The sequence below is a fragment of the Streptomyces sp. NPDC000345 genome (assembly GCF_042898825.1).
Taxonomy (GTDB): domain Bacteria; phylum Actinomycetota; class Actinomycetes; order Streptomycetales; family Streptomycetaceae; genus Streptomyces.
Map to the genome: position 1 here is coordinate 173611 of NZ_JBIAZE010000008.1, position 17019 is coordinate 190629.

12 protein-coding genes are annotated in these 17019 nt (G+C 71.9%); 8 read left to right on the plus strand and 4 right to left on the minus strand.

Annotated elements, in window-relative coordinates; all coding sequences use genetic code 11:
* Nucleotides 1-44 precede the first annotated feature (44 nt).
* Nucleotides 45-2120, plus strand: coding sequence for a glycogen debranching N-terminal domain-containing protein (locus ACFY30_RS20895; RefSeq protein ID WP_390846662.1), 2076 nt, complete (start codon nucleotides 45-47; stop codon nucleotides 2118-2120).
* On the opposite strand, the gene ACFY30_RS20900 is transcribed toward ACFY30_RS20895, so the two are convergent.
* Nucleotides 2107-3228 carry a glycosyltransferase family 4 protein gene (locus tag ACFY30_RS20900; RefSeq protein WP_390846663.1) on the minus strand — a complete coding sequence of 374 codons (1122 nt, stop codon included), beginning with the start codon at nucleotides 3226-3228 and terminating at the stop codon, nucleotides 2107-2109. The genes ACFY30_RS20895 and ACFY30_RS20900 overlap by 14 nt on opposite strands.
* A gap of 224 nt (nucleotides 3229-3452) precedes the next feature.
* On the opposite strand from ACFY30_RS20900, the gene ACFY30_RS20905 reads away from it, so the two are divergent.
* Together ACFY30_RS20905 and ACFY30_RS20910 are read left to right on the plus strand one after the other, a co-directional pair.
* A complete protein-coding gene (locus ACFY30_RS20905; RefSeq protein WP_390846664.1) occupies nucleotides 3453-6209 on the plus strand; it encodes a tetratricopeptide repeat protein in 2757 nt (918 codons plus the stop codon).
* A gap of 25 nt (nucleotides 6210-6234) precedes the next feature.
* Nucleotides 6235-7245: a heme A synthase gene (locus ACFY30_RS20910; protein WP_390846665.1), complete on the plus strand. Its 1011-nt coding sequence runs from the start codon at nucleotides 6235-6237 to the stop codon at nucleotides 7243-7245.
* Nucleotides 7246-7323: 78 nt separating this feature from the next.
* Here the strand turns inward: ACFY30_RS20910 and ACFY30_RS20915 are convergent, their stop codons facing one another.
* The 3 genes from ACFY30_RS20915 to ACFY30_RS20925 form a co-directional block, all read right to left on the minus strand.
* Nucleotides 7324-8430: an amidohydrolase family protein gene (locus ACFY30_RS20915; RefSeq protein ID WP_390846666.1), complete on the minus strand. Its 1107-nt coding sequence runs from the start codon at nucleotides 8428-8430 to the stop codon at nucleotides 7324-7326.
* An 80-nt stretch (nucleotides 8431-8510) separates the two neighbouring features.
* Nucleotides 8511-8843: a hypothetical protein gene (locus ACFY30_RS20920; protein WP_390846667.1), complete on the minus strand. Its 333-nt coding sequence runs from the start codon at nucleotides 8841-8843 to the stop codon at nucleotides 8511-8513.
* 55 nt (nucleotides 8844-8898) lie between these two features.
* Nucleotides 8899-9852 (minus strand): heme o synthase, encoded by a 954-nt coding sequence (locus ACFY30_RS20925; protein ID WP_390846668.1) that lies wholly within the window; start codon nucleotides 9850-9852, stop codon nucleotides 8899-8901.
* A gap of 389 nt (nucleotides 9853-10241) precedes the next feature.
* On the opposite strand from ACFY30_RS20925, the gene tkt reads away from it, so the two are divergent.
* From tkt to pgl, 5 genes are read left to right on the plus strand one after another with little or no spacing between them, the layout of a single operon-like run.
* On the plus strand, nucleotides 10242-12329 hold the full coding sequence (gene tkt, locus ACFY30_RS20930) for a transketolase (protein ID WP_390846669.1): 2088 nt from the start codon (nucleotides 10242-10244) through the stop codon (nucleotides 12327-12329).
* A gap of 33 nt (nucleotides 12330-12362) precedes the next feature.
* Nucleotides 12363-13481 carry a transaldolase gene (gene tal, locus ACFY30_RS20935; protein WP_390846670.1) on the plus strand — a complete coding sequence of 373 codons (1119 nt, stop codon included), beginning with the start codon at nucleotides 12363-12365 and terminating at the stop codon, nucleotides 13479-13481.
* Nucleotide 13482: 1 nt separating this feature from the next.
* Nucleotides 13483-15021 (plus strand): glucose-6-phosphate dehydrogenase, encoded by a 1539-nt coding sequence (gene zwf, locus ACFY30_RS20940; RefSeq protein ID WP_390846671.1) that lies wholly within the window; start codon nucleotides 13483-13485, stop codon nucleotides 15019-15021.
* A complete protein-coding gene (opcA, locus tag ACFY30_RS20945) occupies nucleotides 15018-16214 on the plus strand; it encodes a glucose-6-phosphate dehydrogenase assembly protein OpcA (protein WP_390846672.1) in 1197 nt (398 codons plus the stop codon). The genes zwf and opcA overlap by 4 nt, the downstream gene beginning before the upstream one ends.
* On the plus strand, nucleotides 16211-16993 hold the full coding sequence (gene pgl, locus ACFY30_RS20950; protein ID WP_390846673.1) for a 6-phosphogluconolactonase: 783 nt from the start codon (nucleotides 16211-16213) through the stop codon (nucleotides 16991-16993). The genes opcA and pgl overlap by 4 nt, the downstream gene beginning before the upstream one ends.
* Nucleotides 16994-17019 lie beyond the last annotated feature (26 nt).

Sequence of the window (17019 nt, forward strand, 5' to 3'; positions counted from 1 at the left end):
GTGGGAAGAGACGCCCCGTGTACGAGTCCGCGGATTCCTCGAGTGTGCGTGCTCTGCAACCCCTTCTCCACGACGTGGTCATCTGTGTCGCGGCCCCGGCCTTCGCCGCCTCGCCCCGGGACGGGCAGCTGCGCGGCCTGCGGGCGGAGGGCTTCTACGGCCATGACCGCAGGCTGCTGCACACGGCCTGTCTGCTGATCGACCACCGTGAGCCGGAGCCGATCGGCGTGCAGCCGCTCGGCCCCGACCAGGTGCGCTTCACCTCGGTGCACCGCTACCCCCGTGACCGCACGGACGACCCCACCGTGATCATCGAGCGGGTGCGCACGGCCGGCCGGGGCGAGAGCATCCTGCTGCGCAACGTCGGCACCGTCTCCCGGCTGCTGCACGTCGAGCTGGCGCTCGCCACCGACCTTGCGGACATCGCCGACGTGAAGCGGGGCCGTACCGGCGCGCCCGTGCGGTGCGCGGCGGACGAGGGCGCTCTGGTGTGGGAGGCGCCGACCGGCCGGGCGGAGGTCCGCGCGGCCGGGCCGGAGCGGCCGCCCGGCATCACCGACGGGCCGGAGGGCGGCACCTTCACCTGGCCCCGGCTGCTGCTGCGCCCCGGCGAGAGCAGGCAGCTGCGGCTGACCGTCGACGGCGGCGCGGTGCCCACCCCGCCCGGGCATCCGGGCCCCCCGACCTCGGAGGTCCCCTGGAGCGAGCCGGTCGTGCGCGGCGACCGCAGGCTGGTGGCCCTGGTCCGCCGGGGCTTGGGCGACCTGAGCGCGCTGCGGCTGGCGGACCCCGAGCGCACCGCGCCCGACGGCCCGGAGGACCAGTTCATCGCGGCGGGCTGCCCCTGGTATCTGGCGCTGTTCGGCCGGGACTCGATCTGGTCGGCCCGGATGATGCTCCCGCTGGGCACCGGTCTGGCCCGCGGCACCCTGTGGGCGCTGGCCCGCCGTCAGGGCACGGACAACGACGTGTTCCGCGAGGAGGCGCCGGGCCGCATCCTGCACGAGCTGCGCCCCGCGGACGCCGAGCACGGACACGGGCTGCGCCTGCCCTCGCGCTACTACGGCTCGGTCGACGCGACCCCGCTGTTCGTGACCCTGCTGGTGGAGGCCTGGCACTGGGGGCTGCCGGAGCGGGACGTGGACGCGCTGCTGCCGTACGCGCAACGGGCCATGGACTGGGTGCTGCGGACAAGCGCCGAGGACGAGGACGGGCTGCTGCGCTACTACCCGCGGGCGGGCGGGCTGCGCCACCAGTCCTGGAAGGACAGCGACGACGCGGTGCGGGACGCGGCGGGCCGCCGGATCGAGCCGCCGCTGGCGTTGTGCGAGGTGCAGGGGTACGCCTACCAGGCGGCGAGCGGGCTGGCCGGGCTGCTGGCCGCGCGGGGGCGCAGGGAGGAGGCCGAGCGGCTGCGGCTGTGGGCGCGGGGTCTGCGCAAACGCTTCACGGACGCGTTCTGGCTGCCCTCTCCCGGGGGACCCGCCCCGCGCTATGTGGCCATCGCGGTCGGCCGGAACCTGGACCCGGTCAGCGGACCGGCGTCGAACATGGGCCAGTTGCCGGCCACCGGCATCCTCGACGGCCGGGGCTGCCGTGACGTGGCGGCCTGGCTGGACTCGGACGAACTGAACTCGGGCTGGGGGCTGCGCAGCCGTTCGGCGGCCCTGCCCGGCTTCAACCCGATGAGCTACCACGGCGGTTCGGTCTGGACCCACGACACGGCGATCGCGATCCAGGGGCTGTGCGCGGCGGGCTGTGACGCGGAGGCCTCCCGGCTCGCCGAGGGCCTCCTGGAGGCGGCGGCCCATTTCCTCTACCGGATGCCGGAGTTGTACGGCGGGGACGCCCGCACGGGCGACTCCCCCGCCCCGCTCGCCTACCCGGCGGCCTGCCGGCCGCAGGGCTGGTCGGCGGCGTCGGGCGTGGCCGTGCTGTCGGCGCTGCTGGGCCTGCGGCCGGACGCGGGGCGGCGGGTCCTGCACGTACGGCCGACGCCGTTCGGCCCGCTCGAGGTCCAGGGGCTGCGGCTGGCCGGCGGGGAACTGTCGGTGCGGGTGGACGAACAGGGCGCGGCAGAGGTGACCGGTCTGCCGTCCGGCTGGGTCACGGCGGGCTGAGCGGGGCGCGGTACACGCGGAGCATGTGCCGCAGATAGAACTCCAGATCGAAGTGGTGCACGACGTGCTGCCGGGCGCGCCGCCCCACCGCCTGGGCGAGCGCGGGGTCGTCGAGCAGCAGGGCGATGCGGTCGGCCAGCTTGGACACGTTGCGGTCGGGCACGAGGAAGCCGATCTCCTCGTCCTCCTCGATCCCCTCGTCGAGTCCGCCCATCCGGGTGACGACCACCGGCCGGGCGGCGCACATCGCCTCCAGCGGCGCGAGCCCCATGGGTTCGTCGAACATCGACGGATAGACCACTACGGAGGCCTTTTCGTACAGGGCCCTCATATGATCCACGCCGGCCTCGGCGAATTCGACGACCCCTTCTTTCACTTCCAGTTTTTTCAGCAGTTCCTGCAGTTCATTGTAGAAACCGACCGTTTCCCCATGGAAATCGACCGTGTTCTCCACGCCTGTCCGCATGAGGACCAGTCGCGGGGGCACTTTGCTCAGACCGTGCTCGATGATGTGGTGCACGGCCCTGATCGCCAGTTCCGCTCCCTTGTCCGGAATGAGCCGCGCCGGCAGCAGCACCATTCCGGGTTCCTGCACCCCGGCGACGGGCACGTCCAGATAGGTCGCCGTGTCGATGCCCAGATACCGGCGCTCCACGGTGAATCCCAGGTGCAGGGTGCAGGCTTCGGCGAGGAAGTCGGAGACCGCGAAGTGGAGATCCCACCGCGCGCAGGCCTCGGCCGCCGGATTCGCCTCCTCGTGCCAGATGCTGTGATACGTGTGCACGAGCCGCAGACCGAGCTCGTCCCGCAGTTCGGCCAGAGCCCGGGCCGGCCCCTCCGAGAAGTGGTGCAGATTGTGTCCGTGGACCACACGGATCCCCCGGGCGGTGATCAACTCGCGGAACCACGAGCCGAGTTCGGGTTCCTCCGGCGGCTCGGCCACGACACCGGCCAGGTCGAGACCCGGGTGCCGCTCGATGCGGACCGCCCCCTCGCCCTCGACGCCCGTCCGGCCCGGGGCCACCGCTTCCGGCGTCCCGGTGAAGACCGTCACGTCGACTCCGTGGGCCGCGAGCAGGCGCGAGAAGTGCCACAGGTGCGTTTCCACCCCTCCGACACAGGGGGGAAAGGACCAGTGCACCAGTCCCACGTGCATTTTCTGATCTGTCGGCTGACCGTCCACGCCGCCTCCGAAGGGCGAAAATCCGAGGGTGCGCAGACTTCGGAACACATTCTGCTGCACGTATATGGAAGACGGAGTATGGCCCCCGGACAATGGGAGCTTCAACCTGAACCGTGCGGGCAGGGGAGTTTCACACCGGGGGAGCCGCCATGGGAGCAGCCAGGAGCAGCGCAGACACACGACGACGGGGTCTGCGGATCGGCCTGTACACCGCCACGACCGGCTCGGTCGCGGTCCTGCCGATCGTCGCGGACCATGCGAACGGGCCCGCGCTGTGGGCCGTCGTCTCGGTGACGGGCGTCCTCGCCACCGCCTCCGCCTTCTTCACCCGGCACTCGCTGGGCCGGGGCTCGGCGGCCCAGGAGGAGCCGGTCGAGCTCCCGCTGATACCGCCGCACAACCTGCCGTCCCTCTCGCGCTACTTCACCGGCCGGGACGCCGAGCTCCGGCGCATCGACGAGATGCTGGCCGGGACCTCCGAGGCGGCGGCCTCCCGCCGCGTCGTCGTCATCCACGGCATCGGCGGTGCCGGCAAGACCCAGCTGGCCGTGCGGCACGCCCGCACCCACGCGCAGACCCACACCTACGCCCTGACCTGGTGGCTGCCCGCCACCAGCACCGAGCGGCTGCGCGACAAGCTCCTCGAACTCGCCGCCATCGTGGGCATCCCCGCCCACGAGAGCGAGTACGTCGTCCTGTCCCGCCTGTGGGGCTGGCTGCGCGACAACCCGGGCTGGCTGCTCGTGTACGACAACGTCCAGCGGGACACCGACGACACCGAGTCCCCGGCCGACGGCACCCTCGGGCTGCAGCAGTTCCTGCCCCCGGACCAGTGCGAGGGGACGATCCTGATCACCACCCGGGTCCGCCAGGGCTGGGCCGAGCTGACCGACCACCGCCTGGAGCTGCTCGGTCTCGGCCCCACCGAGGGGCGGGCCTTCCTGCGCCGGCGCATAGACGTCGGCCCCGAGGACGCGGACACCGAACAGCTGGACGCGCTGGGCAGGCAGCTGGGCTGGCTGCCGCTCGACCTGGAGACGGCCGGGGCCTACATCGAGCAGGAGGGCATCACCGTCGAGGAGTACCTGGCCCAGCTGCCCGACCACACCTCGACGAACGGCTTCGAGACCTTCCGGCTGTCCGTCGAGAAGATCTCCCGGGACGCCCCGGAGGCCGAGAACCTGCTGCGTCTGTGCTCCTACCTGGCCTCCGAGGACGTGCCGCACGCGGCGCTGTACGAGCACCGCGCGGTCCTGCCGGAGGGGCTGCGGCGGGCGATGGAGAGCCGGCGGGTCTTCCGGCCCATGGTCCGCGAACTCGTGGAGCACTCGCTGCTCACCGTGAGCGGTGACCAGCGCAGGGGTTCGCTGACGTTCGGGGTGCACCCGCGGGTGCGCCAGTTCATCCGCAGCCGGATGGACCAGGAGGCCCGGGTGCAGTGGTCGCAGGTCGCGGTGCGCCTGGTGGAGGCCGCGTTCCCGGCCTGGCCGGAGCAGCCGGAGGTGCGCAGCGCCTGCGAACGGCTGATGCCGCACGCCGACGCGGTGATCACGGAGGTGTCCTGGGCGTCCGACGACCGGATCGAGTACGGCAAGGCCCGCTGGGCGCTGATCGAGTTACTCCACCGCGTCGGCGTCTACCAGGAGCAGCGGTGCAACTGGACGCGCGCGCTCACGTTCTTCCAGTGGGAGGCGGAGCTGCGCCAGGACTCCGGCGCGCCGGACGGCGAGGACGCCCTCGGCCGGGTCACCGCCCAGCTGGCGGTGGCCCGCCAGCACTATCTGCTGGCCCATCTCGACGAGGCCCACGAGGAGTGCCTGAAGGCGCTGGAGCAGTGCCGCCGTCACACCGGCGACGGTCCGGCCTTCGTGGAGCTGGAAGCGCTCTGCCACCGCCAGTACGGCGGCGTGCTGCGCGAGAAGATCCTCTTCGACGAGGCGCTGGACGCGGTCCGCGAGGCGATCCGGATCTACGAGAACTACGAGCACCAGGAGCCGGGCTGGGAGAGCCTGGAGTGGGCCGTCGCCGAACAGGAGATCGGCATGATCCACCGCAACGCGGGCCGTCTCTCCCTCGCCCTGGAGTCGTACGCCCGCGCCGAGGCCCGCATCCCGCAGCGCGGCAGCCAGGTGCCGGCCCGGCACGTGCTGTTCCGGGCGATGCTGCGGCGCGACGTCGGCATCGTCGCACAGGACCGGGGCGACCTGGCCACGGCGGAGACCATGCTCGGGGACGCCCTGGCGGTGTTCCGGGAGCACCGGGGGCTGGAGGACTTCGAGACCTCGCAGGTCGCCAAGTTCCTGGCCGACGTACGGCGCCGGCAGGCCGAGGACCTCCGCGAGCGGGCCCGGGGCGTCTGGCAGCCGCTGCACCGGCGCGAGCTGCGCGGGCAGTGGCGGGAGAAGCTGCGCTCCGCCTCCGAGCTGCTGGAACCGGTGCTCGAACTGCACTACAACCGCAGCGAGGCCGAGCCCCACAAGTACGCCGCCTGCCTGAACAAGATGGGCTCGCTGCAGGCCGCGCGGGGACAGCTGACGGAGGCCCTGCGGACCCTCGACCGGGCCCACGGCATCTACACGCAGAAGTACGGCATCGACCACCACTACCGTGCGAAGACGCTCTCGCGGCTCGGTCCGGTCATGCTCACGGCCGGCGACCGGGCGGGCGCGGAGATGGTGCTGCGGGAGGCCGAACGCATCTTCCGGGCCCGGCTGGGCGACGATCATCCCTCGCTGGTGGCGGTCTACGAACGGCTCGCCGAGTGCACCGACGATCCGGCCGAGGCGGCGGCCTTCCTGGCCGGGGCCCGGCGGATCGGGGCGGCCCTGTGGCTCGACGCCCCGCCCCTGACGGATCCGCTGCCGCCGGGCGGCGCCCTGCTCCCCTCGGAGACCGGACCCTCGTGAAAGCATGCACAAGCGGCCGCCTACGATGGTGGGCGTGCCAAACGTGACCCGCGCCGACGCCCTGGCGGCCCTGCGCAACCCGCTCGCCTTCATCGCCGAACGCTGGACGCCCGCTCCCCGGACGGTTCAGCGAGCGGCCCTCTCCGCGCTCGTGATGTCGGTGGTGATCGTGGTCACCGGCGGTGCCGTGCGGCTCACCGGCTCCGGGCTCGGCTGCCCGACCTGGCCCAAGTGCACCGAGGACTCGCTCACCGCGACCGGTGCGATGGGCTTCCACGGCGCCATCGAGTTCGGCAACCGCATGCTGACGTACGTGCTGTGCGCGGCGGTCGGCTGGGCGATCGTCGCGGCGCGGTCCGAGAAGCCGCGGCGCCGGGGGCTGACCCGGCTGGGCTGGGCGCAGTTCTGGGTCGTGATGAGCAACGCGGTCCTCGGCGGGATCGTGGTCCTGGTCGGCCTCAACCCGTACACGGTGGCCGCGCACTTCGTCGCGACGTCGGCGCTGATCGCGGTGGCGACGGTGATGTGGCAGCGCACCCGGGAGGGCGACGCGGCGCCGCGTCCGCTGGTCGGCGCGTCCGTGCGGCAACTGGTGTGGTTCCTGGTCGCGGCCTCGGTCCTGCTGATCCTGGTCGGCACGGTGGTGACCGGTGCGGGGCCGCACGCGGGCGACTCCAGCGAGGTCGAGCGGATGCCGGTCGACTGGGAGACGGTCAGCAAGGTGCACGCCGTGCTGGCCTGGATCGTGGTGTCGCTGACGTTCGCCCTGTGGTTCGTCCTCAAGGCGGTGGACGCCCCCAGGGCTCCGCTGGACCGCACCCGCGACCTCTTCCTGATCCTGCTCGCCCAGGGCGTCATCGGCTACGTCCAGTACTTCACCGACCTCCCCGAGGTCCTGGTCGGCCTGCACATGCTGGGCTCGGCCCTGATGTGGATCGCGGTGCTGCGGGTGCTGCTGGCGCTGCGCGAGCGCCGGCGGCCGACGCTGGACCTGCCGGGTCCGACGACCGAGGCCCCCGTCGGCTCCCGCGCCTGAGGTCTGCCGGGCCGCGTGGCGGACCGGCATCGCCGAAGGCGCGTCGCCGCACAGGCCCCGAGCGGAGCCCGGGCCCGGTCACCCCAGTCCGTACACCCGGCGCGCGTTGCCCGACGCGACCATCGCGGCCACCCGCCGCGCGTCGGCCGGCGACCACGCGTCCTCGGCGACCCAGGTGCCCAGCACCCGTCCGAGGGCCTCGCGGAACAGCCGGGCGCCGACGACGTGGAGCTCGGGCAGTGCCTGTGCCCCGCTGGAGAACAGGATCTTGCCGAAGGGGGCCAGTTCCAGGATCTCCGCGAGGACCGTCGCGGCGCGGGCGCCGGTGCGCACGAGCGCGGCGCCGGAGTCGGCGTAGACGTGCGGGAAGACACCGGCGAGGTGGGCGGCGTGGCGGTGGTAGGGGTAGCCGTGGAGCAGGACCAGGTCGGTGCCCAGGCCGGCCGTGGCGCGGACGAAGTCCGTGAGCAGCGCGGGGTCGGTGCGGTCGATGCGCAGGCCCGGCTCGCCGAGCCCGGCGTGCAGTTGGAGGGGCAGTCCTGAGGCGACGGCGATCCACAGCAGGTGCCGTAGCAGCACGGGGTCGCTCAGCTCCCCGCCGACCCGGCGGGCGGCCAGCCAGCGGCCCGCCGCGCCCCGCACCTCCCCCGGGCCGGGCGGCTCGGGCGCGAGCGCCAGGCCGTGCCGGACGCCGGCGACGGAGGTGAAGGCGACGGCGGACCCGGCGGCCGAGTGGACCGCCTCGGCGAGGTTGGCGAGGAAGGACTCGACGGTGCCGGAGGTGTCGGCGACCTGCTCGGCGAGGAGTTCCAGGCGCACGATCTCGCGGGCCTCGGCGGCTGCGGCGGAGGCCAGCTCGTCCGGGCCGGTGAGATCGCCGGGCAGGCCGGTGTCGACGAGGTAGGTCGTGATGCCGCTGCCGCGCAGCAGCCGGCGGCCCGATTCCAGTACGCCGAGTTCACGACGGCGGGCGAGATAGCGGGCGGGCGGGCAGTGCGCTTCCAGGCCGAGCAGCGGTGGGCACCAGCGGCGTACGGCGAACCCGGTCTGGGTGTCGAAGAGGGTCGTGCCGGCGGCGGGCGGGCCCTCGGTGCGGGCCAGCTGGGCCTCGAAGGTGCCGAGGCCCAGCTCCGTTCTCAGGACGCCGTGGCAGTACTGGTCCACCAGGGACGGCGTTTCGATCATCGGGACTCCCGTGACTGGACCTCGTACTCCTGAAGGTCCTAACGGGTGAACCGGGTGTCAGGTGTTGCGTGAGAAGACGCTCAGGCGTTCTTCGGGCCGCCGACCTGGATCCCGGCCATGCGGGACCACTCGTACGGACCTGTCTTCACCTTGGCCGCGAACTCGCCGTCGAAGGACTCGTGGACCGTGATCCCGGCCTTCTCCACGGCCTTCCGGGCGATCTCCACCGAGGGGGCCACGAGGTCGCCCCAGGCGCCGTCCTCGCCGACGAGGACGATGCGGGCGCCGCGCTCGCCGATGTGGGCGACCTGGCCCTCGGCCCCGCCGTGCTGCTGGGAGAAGGCGCCGATCTGCTTGGTGAGCCGGGCGACCTTGCGCCCGTCCTTCGCGTCAACCTGCTGCGTGTCTGCCATGGTCAGGATGCTACCGACGGGTAGATCGCACGGCGACGGCCGGGGCGAGTGACGCTCACCTCAGGAAGGGGTCCACGGCGACCGCCACGAACAGCAGCGAGACGTACGTGATGGACCAGTGGAACAGGCGCATCTCCTTGAGCTTGCCGCCCGTGGCCCCGGCCTTCGCCCGGTTCTGCAGGGCGTGCGCCTCCCAGAGCCACCAGCCGCCCGCCGCGAGGGCGACGGCCGTGTAGAACCAGCCGGTGTAGCCGAGCGGCGTCAGCAGGAGCGAGACGGCGACCATGACCCAGCTGTAGATCACGATCTGCCTGGCGACGACCTTGTTGGAGGCGATGACCGGCAGCATCGGAACGCCCACGCGCGCGTAGTCCTCCTTGACCTTCATGGACAGCGGCCAGTAGTGCGGCGGCGTCCAGAAGAAGATCACCATGAAGAGGATCAGCGGGGCCCAGGAGAGCGAGTTCGTCACGGCCGACCAGCCGATCAGCACCGGCATGCAGCCGGCGATGCCGCCCCACACGATGTTCTGCGAGGTCCGCCGCTTCAGGATCATCGTGTAGACGACGACATAGAAGAGGAGCGCTCCGAGCGACAGCCAGGCGGACAGCCAGTTGACGGCGAGGCCGAACAGCAGCGTCGAGACCACCGCGAGGGTGACGCCGAAGGCGAGGCACTCGCGCGGGCTGACCATGCCGGTGACCAGCGGGCGCTGCGAGGTGCGGTCCATCAGGGCGTCGATGTCGCGGTCGATGTACATGTTCAGCGCGTTGGCGCCGCCCGCGGAGAGGTAGCCGCCGACGCAGGTGAGCAGCACCAGGCCGAGGTCCGGCACACCACGCTGCGCGAGGAACATCACCGGAACGGTGGTGATCAGCAGCAGCTCGATGATCCGCGGCTTGGTCAGCGCCACGAACGCCTTGACCCGGGCCCCCACCGGCCGCCGGCTCGGGCTCTGGCTCGTCCCGACGATCCCCACTGGACGGGATTCAACGGCCGTCACGCACACCCCTGACAGAGACTCCCAGCAAGCCTCCCCATGTGAATGCGGGGTAAAGGCTCGCGCGTACCACGCCACTGTAGACGTTGCCCATACCCCGGCCTTCGCGGGGGTGGGGTCGTGTTGGGAGAGGCGCGGGGAAGGGGCGCGGATGAGTCGTACTCAGGCTCGATTGAGCAGTCATGTGAGCGCCTCCGTATTCAAGTGCCAAGTGCGGTTCCGGCCAGTCAGCGGGCGGACCGCAGCAAGGCCCGGCAGTCTGGAACGACTCGAAAAAACGCACGTCCCCACGGGGGTAGGCTCGACAGCGGCCGGTGGGCATCCAGTGCACCGGCAGCCGGTGGGCGCGCGCCCAGAACAGCCGGTATTCGACATGTGGAGAGGAGCCCTGACCCAGGGTGAGCACCAAGCCGACCACCACAGACCTCGAGTGGACCGAGTTGGACCAGCGGGCCGTCGACACCGCCCGTGTCCTGGCCGCCGACGCCGTACAGAAGGTCGGCAACGGCCATCCCGGTACGGCGATGAGCCTGGCGCCTGCCGCCTACACCCTCTTCCAGAAGGTGATGCGGCACGACCCGGCGGACGCCGACTGGGTCGGCCGCGACCGCTTCGTGCTGTCCGCGGGCCACTCGTCCCTGACCCTCTACACCCAGCTGTACCTGGCCGGCTTCGGCCTGGAGCTGGACGACCTGAAGTCGTTCCGTACGTGGGGTTCGAAGACCCCGGGTCACCCGGAGTACGGCCACACGGTGGGTGTGGAGACGACGACCGGCCCGCTCGGCCAGGGTGTCGCCAACGCCGTCGGCATGGCGATGGCGGCCCGCTACGAGCGCGGTCTGTTCGATCCCGAGGCCCCGGCCGGCGAGTCCCCGTTCGACCACTTCGTCTACGTCATCGCCGGTGACGGCTGTCTGCAGGAGGGCATCTCCGCGGAGGCGTCCTCGCTGGCCGGCCACCAGAAGCTCGGCAACCTGGTCCTGCTGTGGGACGACAACCACATCTCGATCGAGGGCGACACCGAGACGGCCGTCTCCGAGGACACCGTCAAGCGGTACGAGTCCTACGGCTGGCACGTGCAGCGGATCGCCCCCAAGCCGGACGGCGACCTCGACCCGCACGCCCTCTACAACGCGATCGAGGAAGCGAAGAAGGTGACGGACAAGCCGTCCTTCATCGCGATGCGCTCGATCATCGCCTGGCCCGCCCCGAACGCCCAGAACACCGAGGCAGCGCACGGCTCGGCGCTCGGCGACGACGAGGTCGCGGCCACCAAGCGCGTCCTCGGCTTCGACCCCGAGCAGAGCTTCGAGGTCGCCGACGAGGTCATCGCCCACGCCCGCAGGGCCCTGGAGCGCGGCGCGGACGCGAAGGCGCAGTGGGAGAAGTCCTTCCAGCTGTGGCGGGACGAGAACCCGGAGCGGGCCGCCGAGTTCGACCGGATCGCCGCGGGCGAGCTGCCGGCCGGCTGGGAGGAGAAGCTCCCGGTCTTCGAGCCCGGCAAGGGCGTCGCCACGCGTGCCGCCTCCGGCAAGGTGCTGCAGGCCCTCGGCGCGGTCGTCCCCGAGCTGTGGGGCGGCTCCGCCGACCTCGCGGGCTCCAACAACACGACGATCGACAAGACGTCGTCGTTCCTCCCGGCGGGCAACCCGCTGCCCGAGGCGAACCCGTACGGCCGGACCATCCACTTCGGCATCCGCGAGCACTCCATGGCCGCGGAGATGAACGGCATCGCCCTGCACGGCAACACCCGCGTCTACGGCGGCACGTTCCTCGTGTTCTCCGACTACATGCGCAACGCCGTGCGGCTGTCGGCGCTGATGCACCTGCCGGTGACCTACGTGTGGACGCACGACTCCATCGGTCTCGGCGAGGACGGCCCCACCCACCAGCCGGTCGAGCACCTCGCGTCGCTGCGCGCCATCCCGGGCCTGAACGTGGTCCGCCCGGCCGACGCCAACGAGACCGCGATCGCCTGGCGCGAGATCCTCAAGCGCTGGACGAAGGAGTTCGGCAAGGGCGCCCCGCACGGTCTGGCCCTCACCCGCCAGGGCGTGCCCACGTACGAGCCCAACGAGGACGCCGCGAAGGGCGGTTACGTCCTCTTCGAGGCGTCGAACGGCACCCCGGAGGTCATCCTCGTCGCGACCGGCTCCGAGGTGCACGTGGCCGTCGAGGCGCGTGAGCAGCTCGAGGCGGACGGGGTCCCGACCCGGGTCGTGTCCATGCCGTCCGTGGAGTGGTTCGAGGAGCAGGACCAGGGGTACCGGGACAGCGTCCTTCCGCCGTCCGTGAAGGCTCGGGTCGCGGTCGAGGCCGGCATCGGTCTGACCTGGCACAAGTACGTCGGGGACGCCGGCCGCATCGTTTCCCTGGAGCACTTCGGTGCTTCGGCCGACGGCAAGGTCCTCTTCCGCGAGTACGGCTTCACTGCCGAGAACGTGGCCGCGAAGGCGCGGGAATCCCTCGCCGACGCCCGGCGCTGACGCTCACATACGACACGTAGGAGATGTAATTCCATGACAGACGCACTCAAGCGCCTCTCCGAGGAAGGCGTGGCGATCTGGCTGGACGACCTGTCGCGCAAGCGGATCACGTCCGGCAACCTCGCCGAGCTGATCGACCAGCAGCACGTCGTGGGCGTCACCACCAACCCGTCGATCTTCCAGAAGGCGATCTCGCAGGGCGACGGGTACGACCAGCAGCTGACGGACCTCGCCCACCGCAAGGTCACCGTCGAAGAGGCCATCCGCATGATCACCACGGCGGACGTCCGCGACGCCGCCGACATCCTGCGCCCGGTCTTCGACGCCACCGGCGGTCAGGACGGCCGTGTGTCGATCGAGGTGGACCCGCGCCTGGCGCACAACACCCGGGCGACGGTCGCCGAGGCCAAGCAGCTGGCCTGGCTGGTCGACCGCCCCAACACGCTGATCAAGATCCCGGCCACCAAGGCGGGTCTGCCGGCGATCACCGAGGTCATCGGCAACGGCATCAGCGTCAACGTCACGCTGATCTTCTCGCTGGAGCGCTACCGCGAGGTCATGGACGCCTACCTGGCGGGCCTGGAGAAGGCCCGCGAGAAGGGCCTGGACCTCTCGCTGATCCACTCGGTGGCGTCCTTCTTCGTCTCCCGCGTGGACACCGAGATCGACAAGCGTCTCGACGCGCTGGGCACCGACGAGGCCAAGGCCGCCCGCGGCAAGGCCGCCCTCGCCAACGCCCGGCTCGCCTACCAGGCGTACGAGGAGGTCTTCGCGAGCGACCGCTGGCGCAAGCTGGAGAGCGCGGGCGCCAACAAGCAGCGTCCGCTGTGGGCCTCCACCGGTGTGAAGGACCCGGCGTACAAGGACACCCTGTACGTCGACGAGCTGGTCGCGCCGAACACGGTCAACACCATGCCGGAGGCCACCCTCCAGGCGACCGAGGACCACGGCGAGATCACCGGCGACACCGTCGCCGGCACCTACGAGCAGGCTCGCGCCGACCTCGACGCGGTGGAGAAGCTCGGGATCTCCTACGACGACGTGGTCCAGCTGCTGGAGGACGAGGGCGTCGAGAAGTTCGAGGCGTCCTGGAACGACCTGCTCAAGTCGACCGAGGCGGAGCTGGAGCGCCTCGCCCCCTCGGAGGGCTGAATTGTCCCCCTTCTCCGGTTCCGGAGCGAACCCGCTTCGTGACCCCGCGGACCGACGGCTCCCGCGCATCGCGGGGCCGTCGGGCCTGGTCATCTTCGGCGTCACGGGCGATCTCTCCCGCAAGAAGCTCATGCCCGCCGTGTACGACCTCGCCAACCGGGGTCTGTTGCCGCCGGGCTTCTCCCTGGTGGGCTTCGCCCGCCGCGAGTGGGCGAACGAGGACTTCGCGCAGGAGGTCCACGACGCCGTCAAGGAGCACGCCCGCACGCCCTTCCGCGAGGAGGTCTGGCAGCAGCTCATCCAGGGGATGCGCTTCGTCCAGGGCACCTTCGACGACGACGACGCGTTCGAACGGCTGCGCGCCACGATCGACGAGCTCGACAAGGCGCAGGGCACGGGCGGCAACTTCGCCTTCTACCTGTCGGTGCCGCCGCGCTCCTTCCCGGTGGTCATCCAGCAGCTGAAGAAGCACGGCCTGGCCGACCAGACGAAGGACTCCTGGCGCCGCGCCGTCATCGAGAAGCCCTTCGGCCACGACCTCGGGTCGGCCAAGGAGCTCAACCAGGTCGTCCACGAGGTGTTCGCCCCGGACCAGGTCTTCCGCATCGACCACTACCTGGGCAAGGAGACCGTCCAGAACATCCTGGCGCTGCGGTTCGCCAACACGATGTTCGAGCCGATCTGGAACCGGTCCTTCGTGGACCATGTGCAGATCACCATGGCCGAGGACATCGGCATCGGCGGCCGGGCCGGCTACTACGACGGCATCGGCGCCGCCCGCGACGTCATCCAGAACCACCTGCTGCAGCTGATGGCGCTGACGGCCATGGAGGAGCCCGCCTCCTTCGACGCGGACGCGCTGGCGGCGGAGAAGACCAAGGTGCTCGGGGCGGTACGGCTGCCCGAGGACCTCGGCCGGGACACCGTGCGCGGACAGTACGCGGCCGGATGGCAGGGCGGCGAGAAGGCCATCGGCTACCTCGAAGAGGACGGCATCGACCCCCAGTCGAAGACCGACACCTACGCGGCCATCAAGCTGTCGGTGGACAACCGGCGCTGGGCGGGCGTCCCCTTCTATCTGCGCACCGGCAAGCGCCTGGGCCGCCGGGTCACCGAGATCGCGGTCGTCTTCCAGCGGGCCCCCCACTCCCCCTTCGACCACACGGCGACGGAGGAGCTCGGCAAGAACGCGATCGTCATCCGGGTCCAGCCCGACGAGGGCGTGACCGTGCGCTTCGGCTCCAAGGTGCCCGGCACCTCGATGGAGATCCGGGACGTGTCCATGGACTTCGCCTACGGCGAGTCGTTCACGGAGTCCTCGCCCGAGGCGTACGAGCGCCTCATCCTCGATGTGCTGCTCGGCGACTCGAACCTCTTCCCGCGCACGGAAGAGGTGGAGCTGTCCTGGCAGATCCTCGACCCGATCGAGCGGTACTGGGACCGGAACGGGCGGCCCGCGCAGTACCCGGCCGGTACCTGGGGTCCCGTCGAGGCGGACCAGATGCTCGAACGAGACGGACGGAGCTGGCGCCGGCCATGAAGATAGACCTCACGGACACCACCGCCAGCAAGATCAACAAGGCGCTGGTGCAGGGCCGCCGGGCGATCGGCACCCCGGCCGTGGGCATGGTGCTCACGCTGGTCATCGTCACCGACGAGGAGAACGCGTACGACGCGCTCAAGGCCGCGGGCGACGCCTCGCGCGAGCATCCCTCGCGCACGCTCGTGGTGATCAGGCGCGTCTCCCGCACTCCCCGCGACCGCACCCAGTCCCGGCTGGACGCCGAGGTGCGGGTGGGCGCGGACGCGGGCACCGGCGAGACGGTCGTTCTGCGGCTGTACGGCGAGGTGTCCGACCACGCCCAGTCCGTCGTGCTGCCGCTGCTGCTGCCGGACGCCCCGGTCGTCGTCTGGTGGCCGGTGAACGCGCCGCTCGACCCTGCCGCCGACCCGCTCGGCGCGCTGGCCCAGCGCCGCGTCACCGACACCTACGCCGCCGAGCAGCCGGTACGCGAGCTCGACGCCCGCTCCGACACCTACACCCCGGGTGACACGGACCTGTCCTGGACCCGCATCACGCCCTGGCGCTCGATGCTGGCCGCGGCCCTGGACCAGGTCACCTGCACGGTGGAGTCGGTCGAGGTGGAGGGCGAGGAGTTCAACCCGAGCTGCGAGCTGCTCGCGATGTGGCTCGCGGACCGGCTGGACGTGCCCGTCAGGCGCTCGCTGTCGGGCGGCCCCGGGCTCACGGCGGTCCGGATGGCGACCTCCGCCGGCCCGATCGTGCTGGACCGGGCGGACGGCTCGCTGGCCACGCTCTCCATCGAGGGCCAGCCCGACCGCGCGGTGGCGCTCAAGCGCCGCGACACGGCCGAGCTGATCGCGGAGGAACTGCGGCGGCTCGACCCGGACGACACCTACGCCTCGGCCCTGCGGTTCGGGGTGGAGCGGCTGAACGCCTCGGCGGCGGCGCCGGAGTCGGCCGGGGTCGAGAAGGCCAGGGCAGCCCTGGAGAAGGCCGAGGCGGCGCTGGTGCAGGCCGGAGCCGCCGTGGAGCAGGCCGAGGAGGACGCCGGGGCGGCCAAAGGGGAGCAGGCCGAGGGGGACGCCGGGCCGGCCAAAGGAGAACCGGACGGCGCCGAAGGACCTGCGGAAGCTTCCGGGGAGGAAGGGCAGGCGCCGGCACCGCTGAACCCGGTCCCTTCCGGTCTGTCCGGGAAGGCCACGCGGTGAACGCCCCGCAGCTGGTCGTGCACCACGACAAGGAACTGATGGCGCAGGCCGCGGCCGCCCGTCTGATCACGAAGATCGTGGACGCGCAGGCCTCCCGGGGCTCCGCGTCCGTGGTCCTCACGGGCGGCCGCAACGGCAACGGCCTGCTGGCCGCGCTGGCCGCCGCCCCGGCCCGGGACGCCGTCGACTGGGGCCGGCTCGACCTGTGGTGGGGCGACGAGCGGTTCCTGCCCGAGGGTGACCCGGAGCGCAATGTCACCCAGGCCCGCGAGGCCCTGCTGGACGCGGTGCCCCTCGACCCCAAGCGCGTGCACGCCATGCCCGCGTCCGACGGTCCCCACGGCGCCGACGTCGAGGCCGCCGCGGAGGCGTACGCCGAGGAGCTGGCCCGCGCGGCCGGCCCCGAGAACCACGGCGCTGTGCCCACCTTCGACGTCCTGATGCTGGGCGTCGGCCCGGACACCCATGTGGCCTCGCTCTTCCCCGAGCTGCCTGCCGTCCGGGAGACCGAGCGCACGGTGGTCGGCGTCCACGGCGCGCCCAAGCCGCCGCCGACCCGGGTCACCCTCACCCTCCCGGCGATCCGGGCGGCCCGTGAGGTGTGGCTGCTGGCGGCCGGTGCGGACAAGGCGCAGGCCGCGGCGATCGCGCTCTCGGGCGCGGGCGAGATCCAGGCCCCCGCCGCGGGCGCCCGGGGCCGCGCCCGGACCCTGTGGCTCCTGGACGCGGCAGCGGCCTCCCGGCTCCCGAGGTCGCTGTACCCGCCGGCGTCACCGTGACCGCGGGGCGGTCGGGGCTCCGCGCC

Coding starts and splice junctions, on each gene's coding strand:
- ACFY30_RS20905 (WP_390846664.1), top strand. CDS start 3,453: ATGGGAGCAGCCAGGAGCAGCGCAGACACACGACGACGGGGTCTGCGG.
- ACFY30_RS20910 (WP_390846665.1), top strand. CDS start 6,235: ATGGTGGGCGTGCCAAACGTGACCCGCGCCGACGCCCTGGCGGCCCTG.
- ACFY30_RS20915 (WP_390846666.1), bottom strand. CDS start 8,430: ATGATCGAAACGCCGTCCCTGGTGGACCAGTACTGCCACGGCGTCCTG.
- ACFY30_RS20920 (WP_390846667.1), bottom strand. CDS start 8,843: ATGGCAGACACGCAGCAGGTTGACGCGAAGGACGGGCGCAAGGTCGCC.
- tal (WP_390846670.1), top strand. CDS start 12,363: ATGACAGACGCACTCAAGCGCCTCTCCGAGGAAGGCGTGGCGATCTGG.
- opcA (WP_390846672.1), top strand. CDS start 15,018: ATGAAGATAGACCTCACGGACACCACCGCCAGCAAGATCAACAAGGCG.